This window comes from Alteribacillus sp. HJP-4 (assembly GCF_042139015.1).
Lineage (GTDB): Bacteria > Bacillota > Bacilli > Bacillales > Marinococcaceae > JBHIKY01.
The window spans coordinates 154,677-172,970 of record NZ_JBHIKY010000007.1 but is presented as its reverse complement, the minus strand read 5'-3'; the positions used below and the strand labels follow the sequence as shown (position 1 = coordinate 172,970).

At 41.8% G+C, this 18,294-nt stretch carries 17 protein-coding genes; 12 read left to right on the top strand and 5 right to left on the bottom strand.

The genetic code is table 11. The features are described from left to right. Positions 1–37: 37 nt before the first annotated feature. On the bottom strand, positions 38–3,124 hold the full coding sequence (locus ACE4RR_RS08815; protein WP_375535047.1) for a CotH kinase family protein: 3,087 nt from the start codon (positions 3,122–3,124) through the stop codon (positions 38–40). Positions 3,125–3,372: 248 nt separating this feature from the next. Between ACE4RR_RS08815 and ACE4RR_RS08810 the strand changes: the two genes are divergently transcribed. The 5 genes from ACE4RR_RS08810 to ACE4RR_RS08790 all read left to right on the top strand — a co-directional run bounded on the left by ACE4RR_RS08810 (position 3,373) and on the right by ACE4RR_RS08790 (position 8,307). Then, a complete protein-coding gene (locus ACE4RR_RS08810; protein ID WP_375535046.1) occupies positions 3,373–4,053 on the top strand; it encodes a DUF4956 domain-containing protein in 681 nt (226 codons plus the stop codon). A gap of 615 nt (positions 4,054–4,668) precedes the next feature. Beyond that, entirely contained in the window at positions 4,669–5,391 is a 723-nt protein-coding gene (locus ACE4RR_RS08805) for a (Fe-S)-binding protein (protein ID WP_375535045.1), read from the top strand. Positions 5,392–5,406: 15 nt separating this feature from the next. Continuing rightward, positions 5,407–6,828, top strand: coding sequence for a LutB/LldF family L-lactate oxidation iron-sulfur protein (locus ACE4RR_RS08800; RefSeq protein WP_375535044.1), 1,422 nt, complete (start codon positions 5,407–5,409; stop codon positions 6,826–6,828). After that, the gene (locus ACE4RR_RS08795; RefSeq protein WP_375535043.1) at positions 6,828–7,532 is read left to right on the top strand and encodes a LutC/YkgG family protein; all 705 of its coding nucleotides are present in this window, start codon (positions 6,828–6,830) and stop codon (positions 7,530–7,532) included. Before ACE4RR_RS08800 ends, ACE4RR_RS08795 begins: the two co-directional genes overlap by 1 nt. Positions 7,533–7,593: 61 nt before the next feature. Next, positions 7,594–8,307 (top strand): FadR/GntR family transcriptional regulator, encoded by a 714-nt coding sequence (locus ACE4RR_RS08790; protein ID WP_375535042.1) that lies wholly within the window; start codon positions 7,594–7,596, stop codon positions 8,305–8,307. 52 nt (positions 8,308–8,359) lie between these two features. On the opposite strand, the gene ACE4RR_RS08785 is transcribed toward ACE4RR_RS08790, so the two are convergent. From ACE4RR_RS08785 to ACE4RR_RS08775, 3 genes are all read right to left on the bottom strand, one after another. Beyond that, a complete protein-coding gene (locus ACE4RR_RS08785) occupies positions 8,360–8,986 on the bottom strand; it encodes an FMN-dependent NADH-azoreductase (protein WP_375535041.1) in 627 nt (208 codons plus the stop codon). A gap of 66 nt (positions 8,987–9,052) precedes the next feature. Next, positions 9,053–9,478: a MarR family winged helix-turn-helix transcriptional regulator gene (locus tag ACE4RR_RS08780; protein WP_375535040.1), complete on the bottom strand. Its 426-nt coding sequence runs from the start codon at positions 9,476–9,478 to the stop codon at positions 9,053–9,055. 115 nt (positions 9,479–9,593) lie between these two features. Then, positions 9,594–10,886 (bottom strand): TolB family protein, encoded by a 1,293-nt coding sequence (locus tag ACE4RR_RS08775; RefSeq protein ID WP_375535039.1) that lies wholly within the window; start codon positions 10,884–10,886, stop codon positions 9,594–9,596. Positions 10,887–11,016: 130 nt separating this feature from the next. Here ACE4RR_RS08775 and ACE4RR_RS08770 point away from each other — a divergent pair, with 130 nt between their 5' ends. The 6 genes from ACE4RR_RS08770 to ACE4RR_RS08745 all read left to right on the top strand — a co-directional run bounded on the left by ACE4RR_RS08770 (position 11,017) and on the right by ACE4RR_RS08745 (position 15,752). After that, entirely contained in the window at positions 11,017–11,466 is a 450-nt protein-coding gene (locus ACE4RR_RS08770; protein ID WP_375535038.1) for a GNAT family N-acetyltransferase, read from the top strand. A 63-nt stretch (positions 11,467–11,529) separates the two neighbouring features. Further along, entirely contained in the window at positions 11,530–13,251 is a 1,722-nt protein-coding gene (locus tag ACE4RR_RS08765) for a DUF2207 domain-containing protein (protein WP_375535037.1), read from the top strand. 30 nt (positions 13,252–13,281) lie between these two features. Further along, positions 13,282–13,632, top strand: coding sequence for a VOC family protein (locus ACE4RR_RS08760; protein WP_375535036.1), 351 nt, complete (start codon positions 13,282–13,284; stop codon positions 13,630–13,632). 91 nt (positions 13,633–13,723) lie between these two features. After that, the gene (locus ACE4RR_RS08755; RefSeq protein WP_375535035.1) at positions 13,724–14,041 is read left to right on the top strand and encodes a DUF2680 domain-containing protein; all 318 of its coding nucleotides are present in this window, start codon (positions 13,724–13,726) and stop codon (positions 14,039–14,041) included. 144 nt (positions 14,042–14,185) lie between these two features. Further along, positions 14,186–14,614: a YueI family protein gene (locus ACE4RR_RS08750; protein ID WP_375535034.1), complete on the top strand. Its 429-nt coding sequence runs from the start codon at positions 14,186–14,188 to the stop codon at positions 14,612–14,614. A gap of 727 nt (positions 14,615–15,341) precedes the next feature. After that, positions 15,342–15,752 (top strand): hypothetical protein, encoded by a 411-nt coding sequence (locus ACE4RR_RS08745; RefSeq protein WP_375535033.1) that lies wholly within the window; start codon positions 15,342–15,344, stop codon positions 15,750–15,752. A gap of 355 nt (positions 15,753–16,107) precedes the next feature. On the opposite strand, the gene ACE4RR_RS08740 is transcribed toward ACE4RR_RS08745, so the two are convergent. Next, on the bottom strand, positions 16,108–16,983 hold the full coding sequence (locus ACE4RR_RS08740; protein ID WP_375535032.1) for a LysR family transcriptional regulator: 876 nt from the start codon (positions 16,981–16,983) through the stop codon (positions 16,108–16,110). 124 nt (positions 16,984–17,107) lie between these two features. Here ACE4RR_RS08740 and ACE4RR_RS08735 point away from each other — a divergent pair, with 124 nt between their 5' ends. Continuing rightward, positions 17,108–18,205, top strand: a complete 1,098-nt coding sequence (locus ACE4RR_RS08735) for a citrate synthase (RefSeq protein WP_375535031.1) — start codon at positions 17,108–17,110, stop codon at positions 18,203–18,205. Positions 18,206–18,294 lie beyond the last annotated feature (89 nt).

Genomic DNA, 18,294 nt, shown 5'->3' with positions numbered 1-18,294 from the left:
TGATCTACTAAGGGACGCTGAATTGTTTTGTTTGACGCTACTGTATTACTTCAAAGCTGTCGATATTTATTCGCTGGCCATTTGAATTTTGATTTTGGCCACCTGTCACTCTAATTGTCAGAGTGTGCTCTCCATAGTCAAGCCCCTCAACTGAATATATCTCCGTTTGGTAGGCGGGTTCTTCAGCGTAGGTATCCACTTCCTCTGGAGCTTCTCCATCAACCTCAACTTCAGCAATTCCCTGTGTCTCAGTTTGATATCCGAACCATCGAATTCCAGTGCCTTCAAATGGAATCTCGATGTAATCTCCTTCCTCATCACTAAAAGTAGCATTTCCATCGTAGTATGTGTCATTTTCTCTGCGCTGCCAATTTCCTTCATAGTGAATCTCCGGATGAGTCTGATTAAAGATTCGAGCTTCATCAGGAATGTCTGTGATAGTCAGGCGAATCATAGATATAACTTCATCTTCTTCATTGTGAATAGTAAGAAGTCCTTCTCCATTCCCTTTGGCTGTGAAGGTATCTTCATTTATGTCCCCTAAACGAGGACTGCTGATTTCCGCATATTGCCCTTGTTCACCAAATGCTTCAGCCAGATTCAAATCTTCTCCTACCTCCAGAGAAATGCTGTCTTCTTCTACATTTTTTCCTTCTACCTGTATAGTTCCAATCTCATCACCATTGCTGTCAGCTACCTTCACCTCGGCTGAAGCGGAGGCATTTGCTGTCAGATTACCATTTTTATCAGTATCGACGTCTTCATTCTCTGTGGAGAGCACTGCCGGCTTACCGTCCACTTCAATTTTGAGAGAGCTGTCAGCAATATATTTTCCAGACCATTCCCCATTTTCGAGGGGCACCTCTTTACCATAAACCTGAATATCATGACCGCTATCCATATTAAATGCAAGATGTAAATATCCACTCACGTCAAATTTATCAACAAGGTGGGCGTACATAAAGTCCGGCCTTTCCTGTCCAAATTCCCGCATTACATTCACATGCTCATGCCACTCATTCATATCTGCTGGTGCTTCCCAGCGTTCAATATTCCGCTCCATTTCTGGTTCATACAACTCTTCATATTCATTCAGTTTCGTCGTTACCCTGTCCGAATTAAAATGTGTATTTAAATAATGAGAAAATTTCCCAGTAAATTCAGCACGGAATTCCTCATTCTCAAGCAGGGATCGAAGCAAAAACGTGGACCAGTCATTTGGATGCCACTCACGGTTGTCTGTGGCTGTGGCAAGATCCAGCGTGTGATGAGCGGAAGTCTCAGGCACTCCTTCCAGACCGTAAGAAAAATCCAGATCAAAAATAGTCCATTTCCATTTCCCGTTTGGTTTCTCTCTCCAATACCTCGTATTATTATGGGGCCAGTCCGTATTTCTTGTATATATCTCAGCAATATTGTAATCAATGAAACTGTCAATATCCATTAATTCATTCACGTTGGCATACACGTCAGGGTCTGAAATATCGTGATCTCTAATGTATTCTTTCATATTTTCATAGTGACGGTTGTTCCCTGAACTTGCTTCTGAATTGTTTTCCAGCAGTTCCAGATTTTCCTCGAGAATACCATATTTATACTCAAAATAATGGTGGTCCACCCGCTCGCGCAGATTATATACACCCCAGTATTCCCCATTTAAATACAGCTGTGCAGGCTGCACTGCCTGAGTTTCTACATTGAATCCATCAATGAGCTCCTGCAGAAATGCATCTCTGAATACGGTTTCGTCCCAGTCGTTTCCAGAGCTGCGCAGAAGGAGGCGATTATATTCACTCTGCTCTTCATTTTCAAAAAGTGGATATGCAAACGTATTTTCAGAGCTGTAATCAGCACGACCGTACAAACGGAAAGACTTCTTAGGCGCATGTCTGCTCGCATTTCCGTGAAGTCTTATTCCTGCCTGCTGATGGATCATCTGTGTTTGATCCGGCTTATACATTTCAACCGTTACTTCTCGTTCCCACTGCTCGCCGGTTTGCATATAATTAGCGTTTTCATGGGGATTATCAGCATTCTCATCATAACCTGGTCCCTGAGCATATATGCCGGTGGTATCTCCGAAAAAATCATCAGGATTCCCAGATACAGACACAATTGGAAAAGTACTTTCCTCTCCGATTACATAAGAATTAGCAGTCAATGCTCCAGGATTATCATAGCGGTCGAAAAACTTTGCTTTTACTACAGTGGTTTCTTCTACTTCAATTGGTTCGGTGTATTCTCTTGAATTTTCATCCGGTTCGCTTCCGTCCAATGTATAACGGATAGTTCCTTCTTCGTTTAATAGCTGACTCAATTCAATGGTTTGAGGGTTTTCGAAAGACCCTCCTTGTTTATTAAACACGACTGCGGCTTCCGGATCCTCTATATCTACATTTTCTACTTGGTCGTATAATGGTGCAAATTCTTCTATATCAAACCCAGGATTCCCCGAAACAAATACTCTCTGAGTCAGGTGAGGAAGGTCAAACAGAGGAGAAAAATCTTCAATGTGGTTATTTCGAAGATTAATATCCTCCAGCTCACTGAGCTCTGATAAAACGGATATGTTTTCAATCTGATTATTTCGCGCATTTAGGGTTATGAGTGAACTCATATTTTCAAGCGGAGCTAGATCTTTAATGCTGTTGCCGCGGACATTTAAGTCAGAAAGTACTCTCATCGAGGAGAGCGGAGTCAAGTCCTTGATGCCTGTATCCCTGACATCCAGAGAATCTAACCGTTCCATACCTTCTATGGAGGACAAATCTCCCAATTGGTTGCCGCGCAAATTTAAGCTCTCTAAGTATATTAAGTCTTCTAGTGGTTCTATATCTTCAATGCGGTTTCCCTGTAAATCCAGATCCCGCACAGTTATAAACTTTTCAATACCTTCTATAGAAGTAATACCTTTATTGCTTAAATCAAGTACATCCACTTCCTGCAGATCTTCCTGCCTTACCGGACCGGCAGGTTGTTCGAGCTCCTCCCGCACAGCGGCTTCAAGATTTTCATCTTCAAAATTTACATCACTGCTGTCTGCCAGGAAAAACACTGCAGCAGCAACAGCAAATGCAATGGGGAGCAGCATCAATGCCGTAATTCTCTTAAATATCTTTTTCAACGCACGGACCCTGCCTTTCTTTACAGCATGCTAATGGAAAATAAGACTTTGTACATTATAACAGAATCCATAATCCGCAGACAGACTCTGTTTAGATAAGCAGTCCTGATTTTTTTCCAAGTGTTTCATCTAAGTGTAAAATCAAGTAAAATAATTCATGACCTACTCTATAACAAATGGTATAGTTATTACTTGGGGTTGGGGGATAAATACTCACATAGGGGACACTTAAATAAGGGGATATTTTAATGAGTCAATTTATGGATGAAATTAGGAATTTTTCGGACTTCACGACGAGGGCAGTAGTGTTAGAAGGGGCAGCAGCAATAGGGTTAAGTTTTCTGCTCAGTCTTATCATTACTTTTTTATATAAAAAGACCCATAAAAGCGGCCGTTATTCGCAATCTTTTGTACATACCATTATTATTATGTCGTCCGTTGTAGCGATCATAATGATCGTAATTGGAAACAATATAGCTGTAGCATTTGGGCTTGTCGGAGCCTTTTCTATTATTCGGTTCCGAAGTGCAATGAGTGATCCGAAGGATATTGCTTTTATTTTTTTTGGAATGGCTGCCGGAATAGCCTGCGGTCTCGGGTTTTATATGCTGGCTGTTATGTTCACGATAGTTTTATCGATCTTAATTTATATTCTCTTCGCATTTGATTACGGCGGTATAAAAGGGTCATATAAATCCTTGAAGATAACAATCCCAGAAAACATGCACTACGAGAATGTTTTTGACGATATTTTCGAAGAATATTTAGAGTATCATCAATTGAATATGGTTGAAACGACGAACCTGGGAACAATGTATCAGCTTACTTATCTAATTGCGAAAAAAGAAACGATCAGTGATAAGGATTTAATGGATGCCATCCGGGAACGCAACTCGAATCTAAAAGTAGCCATTGGAATGGCAGATTAAAATAGAAAATACGGAGAGTGGAAAGAATTACTATATATTTAACGTATTGATCGTGCTGCCTGGCGAAGCGTTTTGACGGAGCATATATTAAAAACTCATAATGAACAAACAATCCAGACAGTTTCCGTAGAATCGTCTGGATTTTGCAATAAATAAATTTACTTTTGTCCCATCTTCTTTTTTGTGAGGTCTTGGGTTATTCGTCTAATTCCACTTCTTTAATAAATGGGATTTCCCGGGAAATATATATGTCGAATTATGGAATAAATGTTATCGAGCAACAGGAATGTGCGGAGTAGAAAAAGACAACTAAAACAACTATTGAAACCGTTCACAAACATTGATATTATGAAATCACTTACATATAGACATCGGATGACCATATGACATTATGTGTATTTTAAGAAGAGGATGAAAGGAACAGTCACTGTAGCGGCAGGATTTATTGAAAGATAAGGCGAATTATTCAGTAAGGCTTACGACAATTTTTTACGTTTTTTGCCTGGGAGGGCCGGTTATGTCTTTATCCCAGGCATTGCTTTTAATACGGGTACACTATTCGTTGGAATAATCACAAATATGGGAAACAAAAAGTCAAAGGAGGGGCAATAATTTATGAAAGTATCACTCTTTATAACCTGCCTGGGCGATATGTTTTATCCTGAAGTAGGAAAAGACATGGTAGAGCTTTTGGAAAGACACGGCTGTGAAGTCGATTTTCCTGAAAATCAAACCTGCTGTGGACAGCCCGCATACAACAGCGGCTATCATAAGGATGCAAAAAAAGCAGCCAGGCATATGATTAAAACATTTGAGCAGTCTGAGGCTGTGATTACTCCATCAGGCTCGTGTGCGGCCATGCTGAAGGAATATCCATCACTGTTGGCGGAGGAAGCTGACTGGAAGGAACGTGCACAAAAGCTTGCGGAGAAAACATACGAGCTTACTCAATTTTTGTACCGAGAACTTCATATTGTGGACACCGGTGCCTCTTTAAAAGGAAATGCCACTTATCATACCTCTTGTCATATGAGCAGGCTTCTCGGAGAAACAGAAGCACCCTACCGCCTGCTCTCGAGCGTAAAAGGTCTTACATTGAAAGAGCTGCCAAACAAGGATGACTGCTGTGGGTTCGGAGGGACATTTGCCGTTAAGATGACTTCCATATCTGAACAAATGGTTGACGAAAAAGCAGAACATATCGAAGAAACAAAGGCTGATATATTAATAGGAGCCGACAGCGGCTGTTTAATGAACATCGGCGGCCGTTTGTCCCGACAGAAGAAATCTGTGAAAGTAATGCATATCGCACAGGTATTAAACAGCAGAGAAATATAAAGAGGAGGGATATTCATGCCTATGAAAATTGGGGAACGCTCTTTTGAAGGGCGTGTGAAAAAAGGTCTGGACGATACATTCATGCGCGATTCCGTTCGTTCGGCGCAGGGAAGGTTCCAAACACGAAAAGCAGCGGCTTCTGAAAAGCTTGGAAATTGGGAGCAGTGGCGGACTTTGTCTGAAGAAATTCGTTCCCATACTCTTGAAAATCTCGATTTCTATTTAGAGCAGCTGAGCAATAATATAGTGAAAAACGGAGGACATGTATTTTTTGCGGAAACGGCAGAGGAAGCTAATCAATACGTGAAAAAGGTTGCTGCGAAAAAAGAAGCAAAAAAAATTATTAAAGCCAAATCGATGGTGACTGAAGAAATCAGCATGAACGATGCTCTTGAAGCAGCCGGCTGCGAGGTAATCGAGTCAGATCTCGGCGAGTATATACTGCAGATTGATGATCACGATCCGCCCTCGCATATTGTAACACCGGCTCTTCATAAAAACAGGGACCAGATCCGGGATACTTTTAAGCGGTTAAAAGGCTATGAAAAAACTTCCAAGCCGGAGGAATTGACTCAGTTTGCGCGTGAACAACTGCGAAAAGAATTTCTGGAGGCCGATATCGGGATAACCGGCTGCAACTTTGCCGTAGCCGAATCCGGCAGCATCTCTCTTGTGACGAATGAAGGAAATGCCCGGCTCTCCACAACGATTCCTAAAACACACATCGCTGTGATGGGGATGGAGCGCATTGTTCCAACATGGGAAGAGCTGGATGTGCTCGTAACTATGCTCTGCCGCAGCGCTGTTGGCCAAAATCTAACAAGCTACATTACAGGATTGAGCGGTCCTCGAGAAGCAGGAGACTTAGATGGACCAGAAGAATTCCACCTTGTCATTGTAGATAACGGGCGCTCCAACATTCTAGGAACGGCTTTTCAATCAGCACTTCACTGTATTCGATGTGCGGCCTGTATCAATGTATGCCCTGTATATCGTCATGTGGGCGGTCACTCATATGGTTCCATCTATCCAGGACCGATCGGGGCTGTGCTTTCCCCGCTTCTGGAAGGGTACGATGATCATAAGGATCTGCCCTATGCTTCAAGTCTATGCGCGGCCTGTACGGATGCCTGTCCTGTTAAAATACCGCTGCACGAACATTTAATTGAGCACAGAAGAGTAATTGCAGAAGAGAAACGTACTCCGCTTTCTGAGTCCTACGCCATGAAAGGGTTTGGTCTTGCCGCAAGCTCTCCACGGCTGTTTGAAATGGCTGCAAAAACAGCACCGGCAATGCTGTCGCCATTTACAAAGGATGGAAAAATAGATAAAGGGCCAGGGCCGCTCGGCGATTGGACAGAAGTCCGCAGTCTGCCGGCCCCAAGTAAAGAGCGTTTTCGCGACTGGTTTAAAAATAGAAAGAAGGGGGACTCCTAATGGCGGAAGGAACGATGCAGAATCGAGAATCATTTTTAAATAATATTGCTGAAAAGCTTGGCAGAGACAGGCGCTCAGAAAATGTAGACAGGCCGCTGTATTCGATTGAACCGCAGTGGGATGTGATGAAGGAGTTTTCAAGAGAAGAACTTATCGGAGTATTGAAGGAACACTGTAAGACTATTCATACAGACGTTAAAGAAACCACTGCTGCTCAGCTGGAATCTGCAATAGATGAAGTAATGGGGGAATATCAAGCAGATAAAGCAGTGACATGGGATGATCCGAGATTTTCTGACTTTGGATTAACTCCCTTTCTCGAACGTTCCGATGTTGATGTGTGGGGGGCTTTTCCAGATGATGAAAATATTAAGATTACTGAAAAAGCGGATGTCGGAATCACCTTTGCTGATTATACTTTGGCTGAATCAGGGACGGTAGTTCTTATGAATGGAGGAGGAAGAGGTCAATCTGTCAGTCTGCTTCCTACTTATTATATTGCCTTAATTCCAGTAAGTACCATCGTTCCAAGAATGACACAGGTAACGAAAAAAATACATGAGAAAGCAGCTGCCGGAAACCGGGTTCCCTCGTGCATCAATTTCATCTCCGGACCAAGCAACAGTGCTGATATTGAGATGAACCTGGTCGTTGGTGTTCATGGGCCGGTCCGGGCTAGCTATATTATCATTCTCGATAGGTAATGGTAATGCCGCTGTGGTACAATAGGCTGAACGAGCACGCAATGAAAGGAACACGCCCTGTATGAGTTTTAAACAAATTCAATCCAAAAAAATTTCCGAAATAGTCAGGGAACAGATTGAAAATATGATTAAAAACGGAGATATTCATCCTGGAGAAAAACTCGATTCTGTCGTTCAGCTCTCAGAACAATTTCAAGTCAGCAGATCAGCAGTGCGAGAGGCACTTAGTGCATTACGGGCGGTCGGCATCGTCACCATTAAGCAGGGGGAAGGAACGTTTGTAAATAATTATGACTTTTCGGATGTTCTCGATCCTTTAAAAGCGGAACGAATTATCTCAAAGAAAGAGATGCTGGAGTTATTTGAAATTAGAAAAATTATGGAAGTGGGCGCTGCCGAACTTGCGGCGATGAATAGACAGCAGGAAAACCTTGCTGCGATGGAAAGAGCACTACAGGACATGAAAAAAGCAAGCGGGAAAGACAATGTCGGGGAGAGTGCGGATGTTGCTTTTCACCTTGCAATTGCAGAGGCCTCTTCTAACAATATTATGGTTGATGTGATGCAGCAGCTTTCCGATACCCTTCGAAAAACTATGTTTGAAAGCCGCCGCGTCTGGCTGTTCTCTGAAAAAAAATCACTGGAGCGGTTATATGAGGAGCATGAGGACATTTATTGTGCCATCGCGCACGCAGATGCAGAACGGTCAAGAACTGCAATGTTAAAACACTTGACTAATGTAGAAGAAGCTTTGAATAAAGGGCTGAACATATAATAAAACGCCTGGATTGCTAATAGTTAAGCAGTTCAGGCGTTTCTCGACTATATTAAAAGCTGCTGGCTGCATCTGCTGCTTGTTCAAGTCCTTCTCCAATAATTTCTTCCGCTCTATCCGGAAATTGATTATGACCTTCCACAATAATGGTTTCGATATCCTTTATCCCAAAAAAATCAAGAATGGTATGAATATAATTTACAGCCATTTCCTTTGAAGCAGCCGGACCTTCAGAATAAACACCTCCGCGGGCGTTTAACACCGCTACTTTTTTATCTTCAAGCAGACCTATTGATCCTTCAGCCGTATATTTAAATGTAGTGCCTGCCTGGCACAGATAATCTATATACGTATGAAGAGCTGCAGGAACAGTGAAGTTCCAAAGTGGAAGTGCAAAGACCACCTTGTCCGCATCCAGGAACTGCTGTAAATACCCTTGGACTAAATCGGCTGCTTTTCTCTCTGCCTCTGTAAGTTCAAGCCCCTGGCTGCGTTTGAACATTCCATTTATTTTATCAGTATCATAGTAAGGAAGGTTTTCTTTGAATAAATCAAGTTCGGTAATGTCATCTTCCGGATGACTTTGTTTATAGTGCTCGAGAAATGTGTCATAAAGTTTAACGCTGACTGATTGATCGCTTGGCCGAGAGTTTGCTTTAATAAATAGTACCTTTTCCAATTGTGTTTCCCTCCATCATATATTTTTTCAGCTCGATAGTTGTTATAGCAACTAAACAATAAAAAATTATTCCACATTTCGGTGGATAATGGATAATAAACGGCGCAGCTCAGTGATTTCTTTATCCGTAAGACCACTTGTCACCATCTTGTGAAACTCCTCTGCGATGGGAATGACTAGTTCCCCGAGATTATGTCCTTTCTCTGTTAATGAAAGTTTTAAGGATCTTTTATCCCCGGCTGTATGAACCCTTTGAATAAAACCTTTTTTTTCCAGGTTATAAGCCATACGGGCAACGTTCGTTTTATCCTTATTCAGCTTCTGTGAGATTTCATTTTGAGTAAGGCCGTTTTGTTCCCAAAGCAGCATCATAATCAAATTTTGTTCAGGAGCTAGATTATAGTCTGATAGCTTTTCTTTAATATACCCTGTTAGCGCAAGGTCAGTTTGATGAATGGTAATACTAATGTAATCACTCAGCGTCCATTTCAATAGATATTCACCTGCCAACATTACTAACTATTCAAGCTGCTGCACAAATTCCATCTTAATAGAACTGCTTATATCCGGTCAAATAATCTGCTTGAACAAAAACAGCTCCTATTTTTTAAGGAGCTGGCCGGAAACGTTTCAGTATATAGGCAAACGCTAAAATAATCAATGAACAGACGGCAAGGCTTCCGGCTAAATTACCTAGTCCGAGCATTCCCCAAGGATCAAACAGAGGCGAAAATAAGCTTGACAAAAATAGAAGACTGCTTAAAACAAAGCTTGTCACTGCCGGCCGGTAAGTTTTCTGCCTGTAGTTCCAAACTATGGTCAAAAGGATGCCAAGTAAAGAATAGAGGCTTATTGCCACATACCTGTTTGAAAAAGCAGCAGCACTGGCATAGAAGAGTGGTGTACCCTGCTCCTCCAGACCATTGATACTTATCCTCTCCGTTTCTCTGTTGTCAAGATTAATAGAATGAAGGCTGTAGTTTACAGGATCTTCAGGCCAATCCCTGTCTTTTAAAAATAACATTCTATCATCTTCATGAAAGAATACAGGTGCTTCTACATTTGTATTGGTATTTGTTAGCCTCTGACGATTCCCTGAGTCAGTGTCAAAAAGGAATAATTCATACTCGTAACTGTCATTTCCAACCGAGTTATCCACCATTACACTATAGGCAAGGGCTTCTCCATCCGGCGAGAGCGTCGGATTATATACTTCCCCGGTAAAGCGTTCCATTTCTGTGGAAATGTCGGGATCATCATTTAAAGAAAAGCTCATTACCTCTTCAGTATCTTCCTCAAAAGAGCTGTATAATAAAAAGCTGTTATTTGGATCTACAGAGAGATTATCCATTATATAGTAGTTCTGCTTCGACAGCTGTTTAGTGGTTTCGCTTTCTCGGTCATAAGCAAATAAATCAAATCCACCTGCAGCTTCTCCATCTTCAGCCTGCCAATCCTCGGCAGCAATTCCTATGTAATAAATCATTTCGCTGTCTGGGGAAAACACAGCATCTTCAATGTGTATATCTTCCCCGGTAATTTGTTCCGTTTTTTTTGTGCCTCTGTCCTGTATAAAAATAGAGGATACTCTCTGGGAAGAAGCGGATAAGTATAATAATTCTTCTCCATCCGGGGAAAATTCCGGGTTGGTCACATCCCCGTCTGGAGAATGGGATACCTGTTCAATATGATTACCTTCTCTGTTCGATGTGTACATCTCCATATCCCCGTTTTCATAATAAGAAAAGGCGATTTCTTCATCGTCGGGGGACATCGCGAGACTCCCAGCAAGTCCGTTATAAAATCTATAAGAGTCGTAAGTAACAGAAATAAGAATGGAAGCGGCCAATAAGATAATTATAGTTATTATGGAAACTAGTAAAACTCTATTACTTTTCATATAATCAATCCACCAGCAATAAAATATAATATGTACGTCTTTAATAATACCATTATCCTATAAAAAGGAATAATGTGCTACAATTATCCTGATATTTTTATCGTGATTAATAAGGGGAATTAATATAGTAATGTATCAGATTAATAAAATTAGTAATCTTGAATACGAAGAGTGGTTTGAACTCATTAAACAGAGTAAAGCCGAGGGCATTCGTTTTCCGCCCAGGCTGGAGAAAGAATACGCAATTGGTATTCATAGATGTCAGCAGCCCGAGGAAGCATTATTCGGTATGCAGGATGATAAGAATAAATTAATTGCTGTCGGAGGCGTGAACTGCGATCCTTATTCTGATTTCGTAAAGGTGGGCAGAGTGAGAAGATTTTTTGTTTCTAAAAAGTGGAGAAGAACCGGTGCAGGGAGTTCACTTCTAGAAGCAATGATTTCTTTTTCCCGCGATCATTATAATTTTCTTGTTCTCTATTCAGATTCCGAAAGCGCTTCTTCCTTCTATGTATCTACTGGATTTGAACGTACTGGGGATTTTCCGTATTCTACCCATATGATGAAGCTTTTGAGATAATTATATGAAACCTTATTTTATTCTCTCGCGTAGATTTATTGAAGGAAAGCGGGTGCAGTTGAAATGACATTTAATCAGTGGATATTTATGTTCATCCCGGCGTTGTTTCTGCTTATGCCTCTGCATGCGTCTGCAGCGGATTATTCCATCACAGGCACGACGATTGATGCGTTTTTGCAGGAAGATGGCAGCGTCGATGTAGAAGAGTCCCACACCTATGAATTTGATGGGGACTTCAATGGAATTACTCGTGAATTATTCCCGAAAGAAGGGACAAATATTACAGATTTAAAAGCTGAGGAAAATGGTGAATCATTAGAGGTGGAAAAAGAGGAAACCATGTACCGGATTTTCCGCGGCGGGGAAGATGAGACCATAACGGTGGATATTTCCTACCATATTGAAGACGGAGTAGATGTTTTCCCGGATACTGCCGACTTTTACTGGCCCTTTTTTGACAGCAGCAATGAATCTGAGTATGAAAATGTAATCGTCACGGTTCACCCGCCCGCGCAGACAGATGAAGTCATTGCGTTTGGATACGATGAAGCATTTGAAACAGAAGAAATCCAATCGAACGGCTCTGTTATATTTGATTTAGGAGAAGTCCCCGAAGGTACGAAAGGAGACATTCGGACAGCTTATGATAAAGAATTGTTTCCTGCGGCTTCTCTCACTGCTGACCAGCCAATGAGAGATAATATTTTAGCTGAGCAGGAAGAGGGAATTGAATCAGCTGCGGCACGTGAACACATGCAGGATCGCCTTACGGTTATAGGCTGGGCAGTACTGCCGGTTATTTCACTTGCCTTATTGGGATTTTGGGTAATGATCTGGATTCGAACTCAAATGAAATATGCGGCGGTCAAACGCGATTTTCAAACGGCAGGAAGAATCCCCAGACAAAAAATGAGTCTGCCCGCGACGCTGGTATATACCAACTATCAATCACTGCCGTCAGAAGCACAGCCTGCCGCTTTATTAGATCTGGTCCGAAAAGGCTATGTAGAAAAACTCTCAGATACGCGCTTTAGGGTCTTGACTCGTGACGGAGCTCTGGCGCATGAGAAGGTGCTGCTGAACTGGCTGTTTGATGAGATTGGAAAAGATGGAGAGTTCAGCTTTGATGACTTAAAGGCTTTTACAAAGAATAAAAAAAATCACGCTGCTTACCGAAGTATTCAAAATAAATGGCAGAAAGAAATTAAGAATGAAGTGAAGATACGGGAACTATATGAAGACTATACAAAATGGCGTTGGATTTTTGGAGTGGCAGGCCTTATTATGATCCCGCCAACTATTATTTTTCCGATTTTTGGTCTGCTGGGAGGTCTGTTCGTGTCCCTTCTTCTCCTGATTGCGCTTATAGCAACAACGGTCTTTTTAAATATCAGGACCGTCGAAGGGGCGGAAATCTCTTACGAATGGCGGAAATTTAAAGAAGAGTTTAAAAACCTTACACCAGCAGAATGGAATGCCTGGTCCGAGGATGAACGAATGCGGGCGTTTATTTACGGCATTGGCATTAACGATAAATCACTGCGCAGGAAAAATGAAGAGCTTTTGTCTTTATTTAAGAATTCTACCGCGAGTGCAGGAGGTTCTCTCCAGTCTGCCGGAACGTATTCAGGAGCGGACCTTACCACGATTGCTCTGGTGGCTCCAATAGCCTCCAGCAGTTTCCAGTCAGCAAACGCTTCAGCCAATCCAGCTGCCAGTTCTTCCGGAGGAACCGGAGGAGGTACCGGTGCGGGAGGCGGTGGCGGTGGCTCTGGCGCATTTTAATAAAGATTTTTTTAGGAGGAGGTGGAATGGATGTTTGAAAGAATTGATACGATCGTGCTTAAAGTAACAGAATTAGAAAAGGCAAGCAGGTGGTACCAAGAGTACTTGGGTCTGAACGAAGTTTTTAAAGGAGAAGGGTACAGGGTACTTCAGGTAGGAGGTGGCGATACTCCTTTAACATTAGAGCACAGGTCCGAAGGCCATCCTATTAAGCAGAACCTTTCCTATCCAATTTTCTTTCCCACGGATCTTGAAGGAGCATATCGGCAGCTGAAGGAGAAAGGCGTAGAAGTAAGTACAATTAAATCAGACGGGACTAATTCATATTTTCATTTTTATGATCCGGATGGAAATCGTCTGGAGGTCTGTCACTGGTCTTGAAAACGGGAGCTCTGTACATGGAAAAATAAACCACACATATATTTCCCTTCTCTATGAACATTAAGAACAATGAATGAAGGAGGGATAATTTATGGTGCGAATGATACTGGCTGCGGCAGTATTTACCTCAGCCATTTTATTCACTGCCCCATTACAGGCCGCAGAAGAGCAGGAGTCAAACGTGGCATTGACGGAGAAGCAGCAAAGTGAGCTGTCTGGCATGTATGATGAGGTGTTTGAAACGAAGAAAGAAATAATGGAAAAGTACGTGGAGTATGGAGTGTATTCTCAGGAAAAAGCAGAGAAGATGAATAAGTATATGGAAAAGCATCACCAGCAGCTTGAAGATAACAATTTTATTCCAACCTGGCCCCATCATCATGGAAAAAAGGCTCATCATCACGAATAAAATATCAAAAGAGATCCAGTTTACAGGGTCTCTTTTTGTGTTGAATCGAGGAAGGCTGGGCGGACATGCTTCTTTTATGGAAGATCAGTAAATTTAACCTGTTATAATCGGCAGAAGAAATCTGATAGCAAAGGGAGAATTACAATGAGCGGTAAAAATGTTAATGATTACCTCGAAGAAGGGATTTATGGGAAAAAAGAAACGAGGCCGGATGAAAAACAGCGTTTTCTCGGAACTTACAGGGAGCGGGTGATCATTGCTCTGACCAAAAAACAGGTTCTCGAAAAAGGTATTTACCCTGAAGTAGAGGAAGCGATGAAAGCCCACCCGGGTGCTACTTTATTAATTAATGGAAAGCTTGCATATGCCACATTATCACCATATACGAAACTGGCATCCCACCACAGTATTCACGCCCGGCGTGTCTCGAACATGAATCGAAAAACGGACATTGGGCTCGTGCTCGATGCTGGACGTGCTGTTGAACATAAAGAAATATTTGTGGAAAAAAAAGAACCGGAGGATAGTGCTGAAGGCGAAAAACCGTGGTGGAAAAAATTATTAGGTATCTGACAACCGGCCAATGGAGCCGGATTTTTGTTTAACAGCTCACAGTATTTTGTTAGGTGTTAATTTCGGAGAACTGTTTCTGCTGACAATAAATCAGCAAAGCAAAAATTGAAAGAGAGTCAACCACTGAGTTCAAAATAATTTCACGTATCATAATTTTAAAAAATATACCCGATATGGGGGCTTACTTATAGGCGGATTTCTAAACTGCGGATTTGCCGTAAGTAATATCGAACTAGATTATTTCTAAATGGGAACTTCTACCATTCTCACTATTGTTATTCAACAATTTTCGTATTACTATAAATTTAATATACAAACAGGGAAATAAAGTGATTCCAATTAGAACCAAAATGGTCGATCAAGCGTTTGACTGTTATTACTTATTAAACCTGCTAATTTCCTTACAGGGTACTCCAAAGCATATCTGCATGCATCATCTACTACTTATACAGCCATCCAGTGTGCAATTTCCTCCTTCTTCCATTGGATCACACATCTAAAAATCCTTTCCGTATCTTTTTTTGAAGTGGAAAAACTACAAGCTTCACCAGGGGAGTCGTTTCTCAAAGTCAAGGTATCATCCTCGAAGCCCTAAAAAATTTACCAGGTATTTAAAATGAAAAATAATCGCTACAAAAAGTAGAAAACTGGGAGGAGGGAGTGTAAAAATATTGAAGAAAAAACTTTCCTATCGATAGTCTATATTATTAAAAGGAGGACCGGGTAAATGAAAAAGAAATTCGGCATTGTTTTGGCGGCTTTTGTTTTGTTCGCTGTTTTTGTTCCTTTAACCGTATCTGCAGAAGTCAGGCCAACCGGGGCAGGAGAATGGGATTATGTAGGGAGTAGTGATTTTAAAAATAGAGATGTAGACCTTGGTCTATGGTTTACTAATTATGTACATTCTGGCGGAGGAAATTTTATGGCTTGCGTAGACCCTACTAAAAGGCAGCATTCATATGCACTTTGGGAATATGATCCTTCAGCTTCAAAAAAAGTAGCTGCGAAAACCAGCAATGGCGGTTGTTTGACATTTAATAATATCGGTTCTTACGTAGATGGTGCGAATAATAAAGCTGAATTTATGCTGTCTACAACTAACCCTGAAGGTGGAGGAGGAGTCACATTCTGGGACTAATCGGTACCAGGAGTCTCAGCATAGAAGCTTCTCTATTTTTATAATTTTCATAACAAATGAGGCCGGGACATAACGGCCTGTGAAAAGTAAAAGCGCTTCCGATTATCAAAAATGATAGTCAGAAGCGCTTTATTTGATCCTGATAATAGATGAAAGTACGACCGGAGTCGCCGCGTCTTGCGGCAAATGGATTGTGGGCTGGATACGGACAGGAGATCCATTATTTTATTAAATTCTGATTGGAGAAAATAGCGGAACCAATGTCCGGAGAACCTGCAGTGGCTACCCGGCTTTCGCCTTCTAGACCTGGTGGCAAACCAAGTTTTTCTTCGATCGTAAAGAAGATATAGCTTTCTCATATCAAGCTGCGAAGCTTATTTATAAACGCATTTCCCTCCATACTTTCATTTTTCCAAATTACATAGGAAGAGGCAGAGGGAAGCTTCACATTTCCGGCGGGCACCTCCAGCATCCTTCCTTCCGCCAGTTCACGCCGGACGGCGGAGCTGGGCAGGATTGAAAAGCCGATTCCTTCTTCAATAAATCGTTTTGTAACGTGAACCTGAGATACTCTCATTGTACGAAAATAAGGGTGCAGGTTTTTTAATTCAACTAAAACGTCCTCCCAATAGTCAGGATGGTTGTGTGTAAGCAGCACAGAGCCCTGAATGATTTCTTCCAGTTCTATCGGCAGGCTGGATTCACTGTCTCCACCATCATGCGGAGATACGATCAAAAGAGGCTCCTCCTGAAATTTCTCTGTGTGAAGTCCCGGAAACTCGTGTTTTTTTCTCGCAAGGCCGACATCTGCTTTTCCCTGCATAATTTCTTCAGGAATATCCTCCGAATCAATAACGTGGATATCCACCTCGACATTTTTATGATCCCTGATAAACTGCTTTACCCAGTACGGTAAATAAGTAGAGGCGAGAAATGGGGAAACAGCAATTGTTAAGGTCAGTTCATAGCCCTGCCGTTTTTTGTCGAGAAGACTTTTTCCAGATTCAAAGGATTCGAGTATACTCCTCGCATGGGGAAGGAAGTCTCGGCCGAATGATGTTAAGTACACTCTTCTGCCCTTTTTTTCAAATAATGGAACACCAAGTTCCTTTTCTAATTGCCGGATATGCACAGTTACCGATGGCTGGGAGATATAGAGCTTTTCTGAGGCTCTAAAGTAATTCTCATAGACAGCTGCTGTAAGAAAGGTTCGAATCCACTGCATATTCATGGCATTCCTCCAAAAATGATTAATAAATTTAATTAATTATACAATAATTATTTAATATTATTAAATGGATCAATCGTATACAGTATAAGTATAATAATTATTTTTATAGGGGGAGAGGATTCCTATGAATAAAGTATTGAAAAAGGGCCTTGAAGGCACTGTGGTTGCAGAAACAACCATCAGTTTAGTTGATGGGGAAAAAGGAAAACTTGTGTATCGCGGCGAACCAGCAGAGATTCTTGCGGAAGATCGAAGCTTTGAAGAAGTCTGCTGGATGCTTTGGAACGGAAACCTTCCAGTGAAAGGTGAATTAGAAAAAGTAAAAAATGATTTCCTACTGAATAGAGAACTTCCAGAGTATGTATTTAATATACTAAGGGAACTCCCGCAGGGGATGCCGATGATGAGTGCCGTCAGGACAGGTATTTCTGCATTAGGAGATGAATATTATCAATGGCCGCCTACAATTAACGAAGCAGTAAAGCTGACAGCTGCTGTGCCGGTAATTATAGCTGCCCGGTGGAGGATGCAGAATGAGCTGGAGCCTGTGCCTCCTCACTCTGAGCTTGACCATGTAGAAAACTTTTTGTATATGCTGACAGGGGAGGTTCCACATCATTCTCATGTCAAAGCTATGACCGCCTATTTTATACTGACCATGGAGCATGGATTGAATGCCTCTACATTTGCAGCAAGAGTCATTGCCTCCACTGAAGCAGATATGGCGTCGGCAGTCACAGGAGCGATCGCCGCAATGAAAGGATCATTGCATGGAGGCGCTCCGAGCGGTGTGTTTGATATGCTCGAACAAATCAAGCATAAAATTAAAGCAGAACCATGGCTTCGAGAACAGATAGAAGGTGGAAAGAAGCTGATGGGTTTCGGACATCGTGTATATAAGACCACAGATCCGCGGGCAGAAGCGTTAAAAAAAATCACTTCTCAGCTGACTCAAGACGACCCCTGGCTGGAGCTTGCCCATTACGTAGAAAACAAAGCTATCACTCTTCTTCATGAATATAAGCCGGGAAGAAAACTTTATACTAATGTAGAATTCTACGCAGCAGCCGTTCTGCGTGCAGCTGACATTCCTGCTGAGCTGTTCACACCGGTTTTCACAGCAAGCAGGATGGCGGGATGGACAGCACATATAATCGAGCAGGCTGAGGATAACCGCATTTACCGGCCACAGGCGATATATAGACCAACTGAAAAGCTTTAAAGTAAATTTAAATAACGTTTTCTTCCGTAAAAGCTACTGTGATAAGAAGAGCATAACAGCTTTTTATTAAGAAAAAGGGTGGATCATTT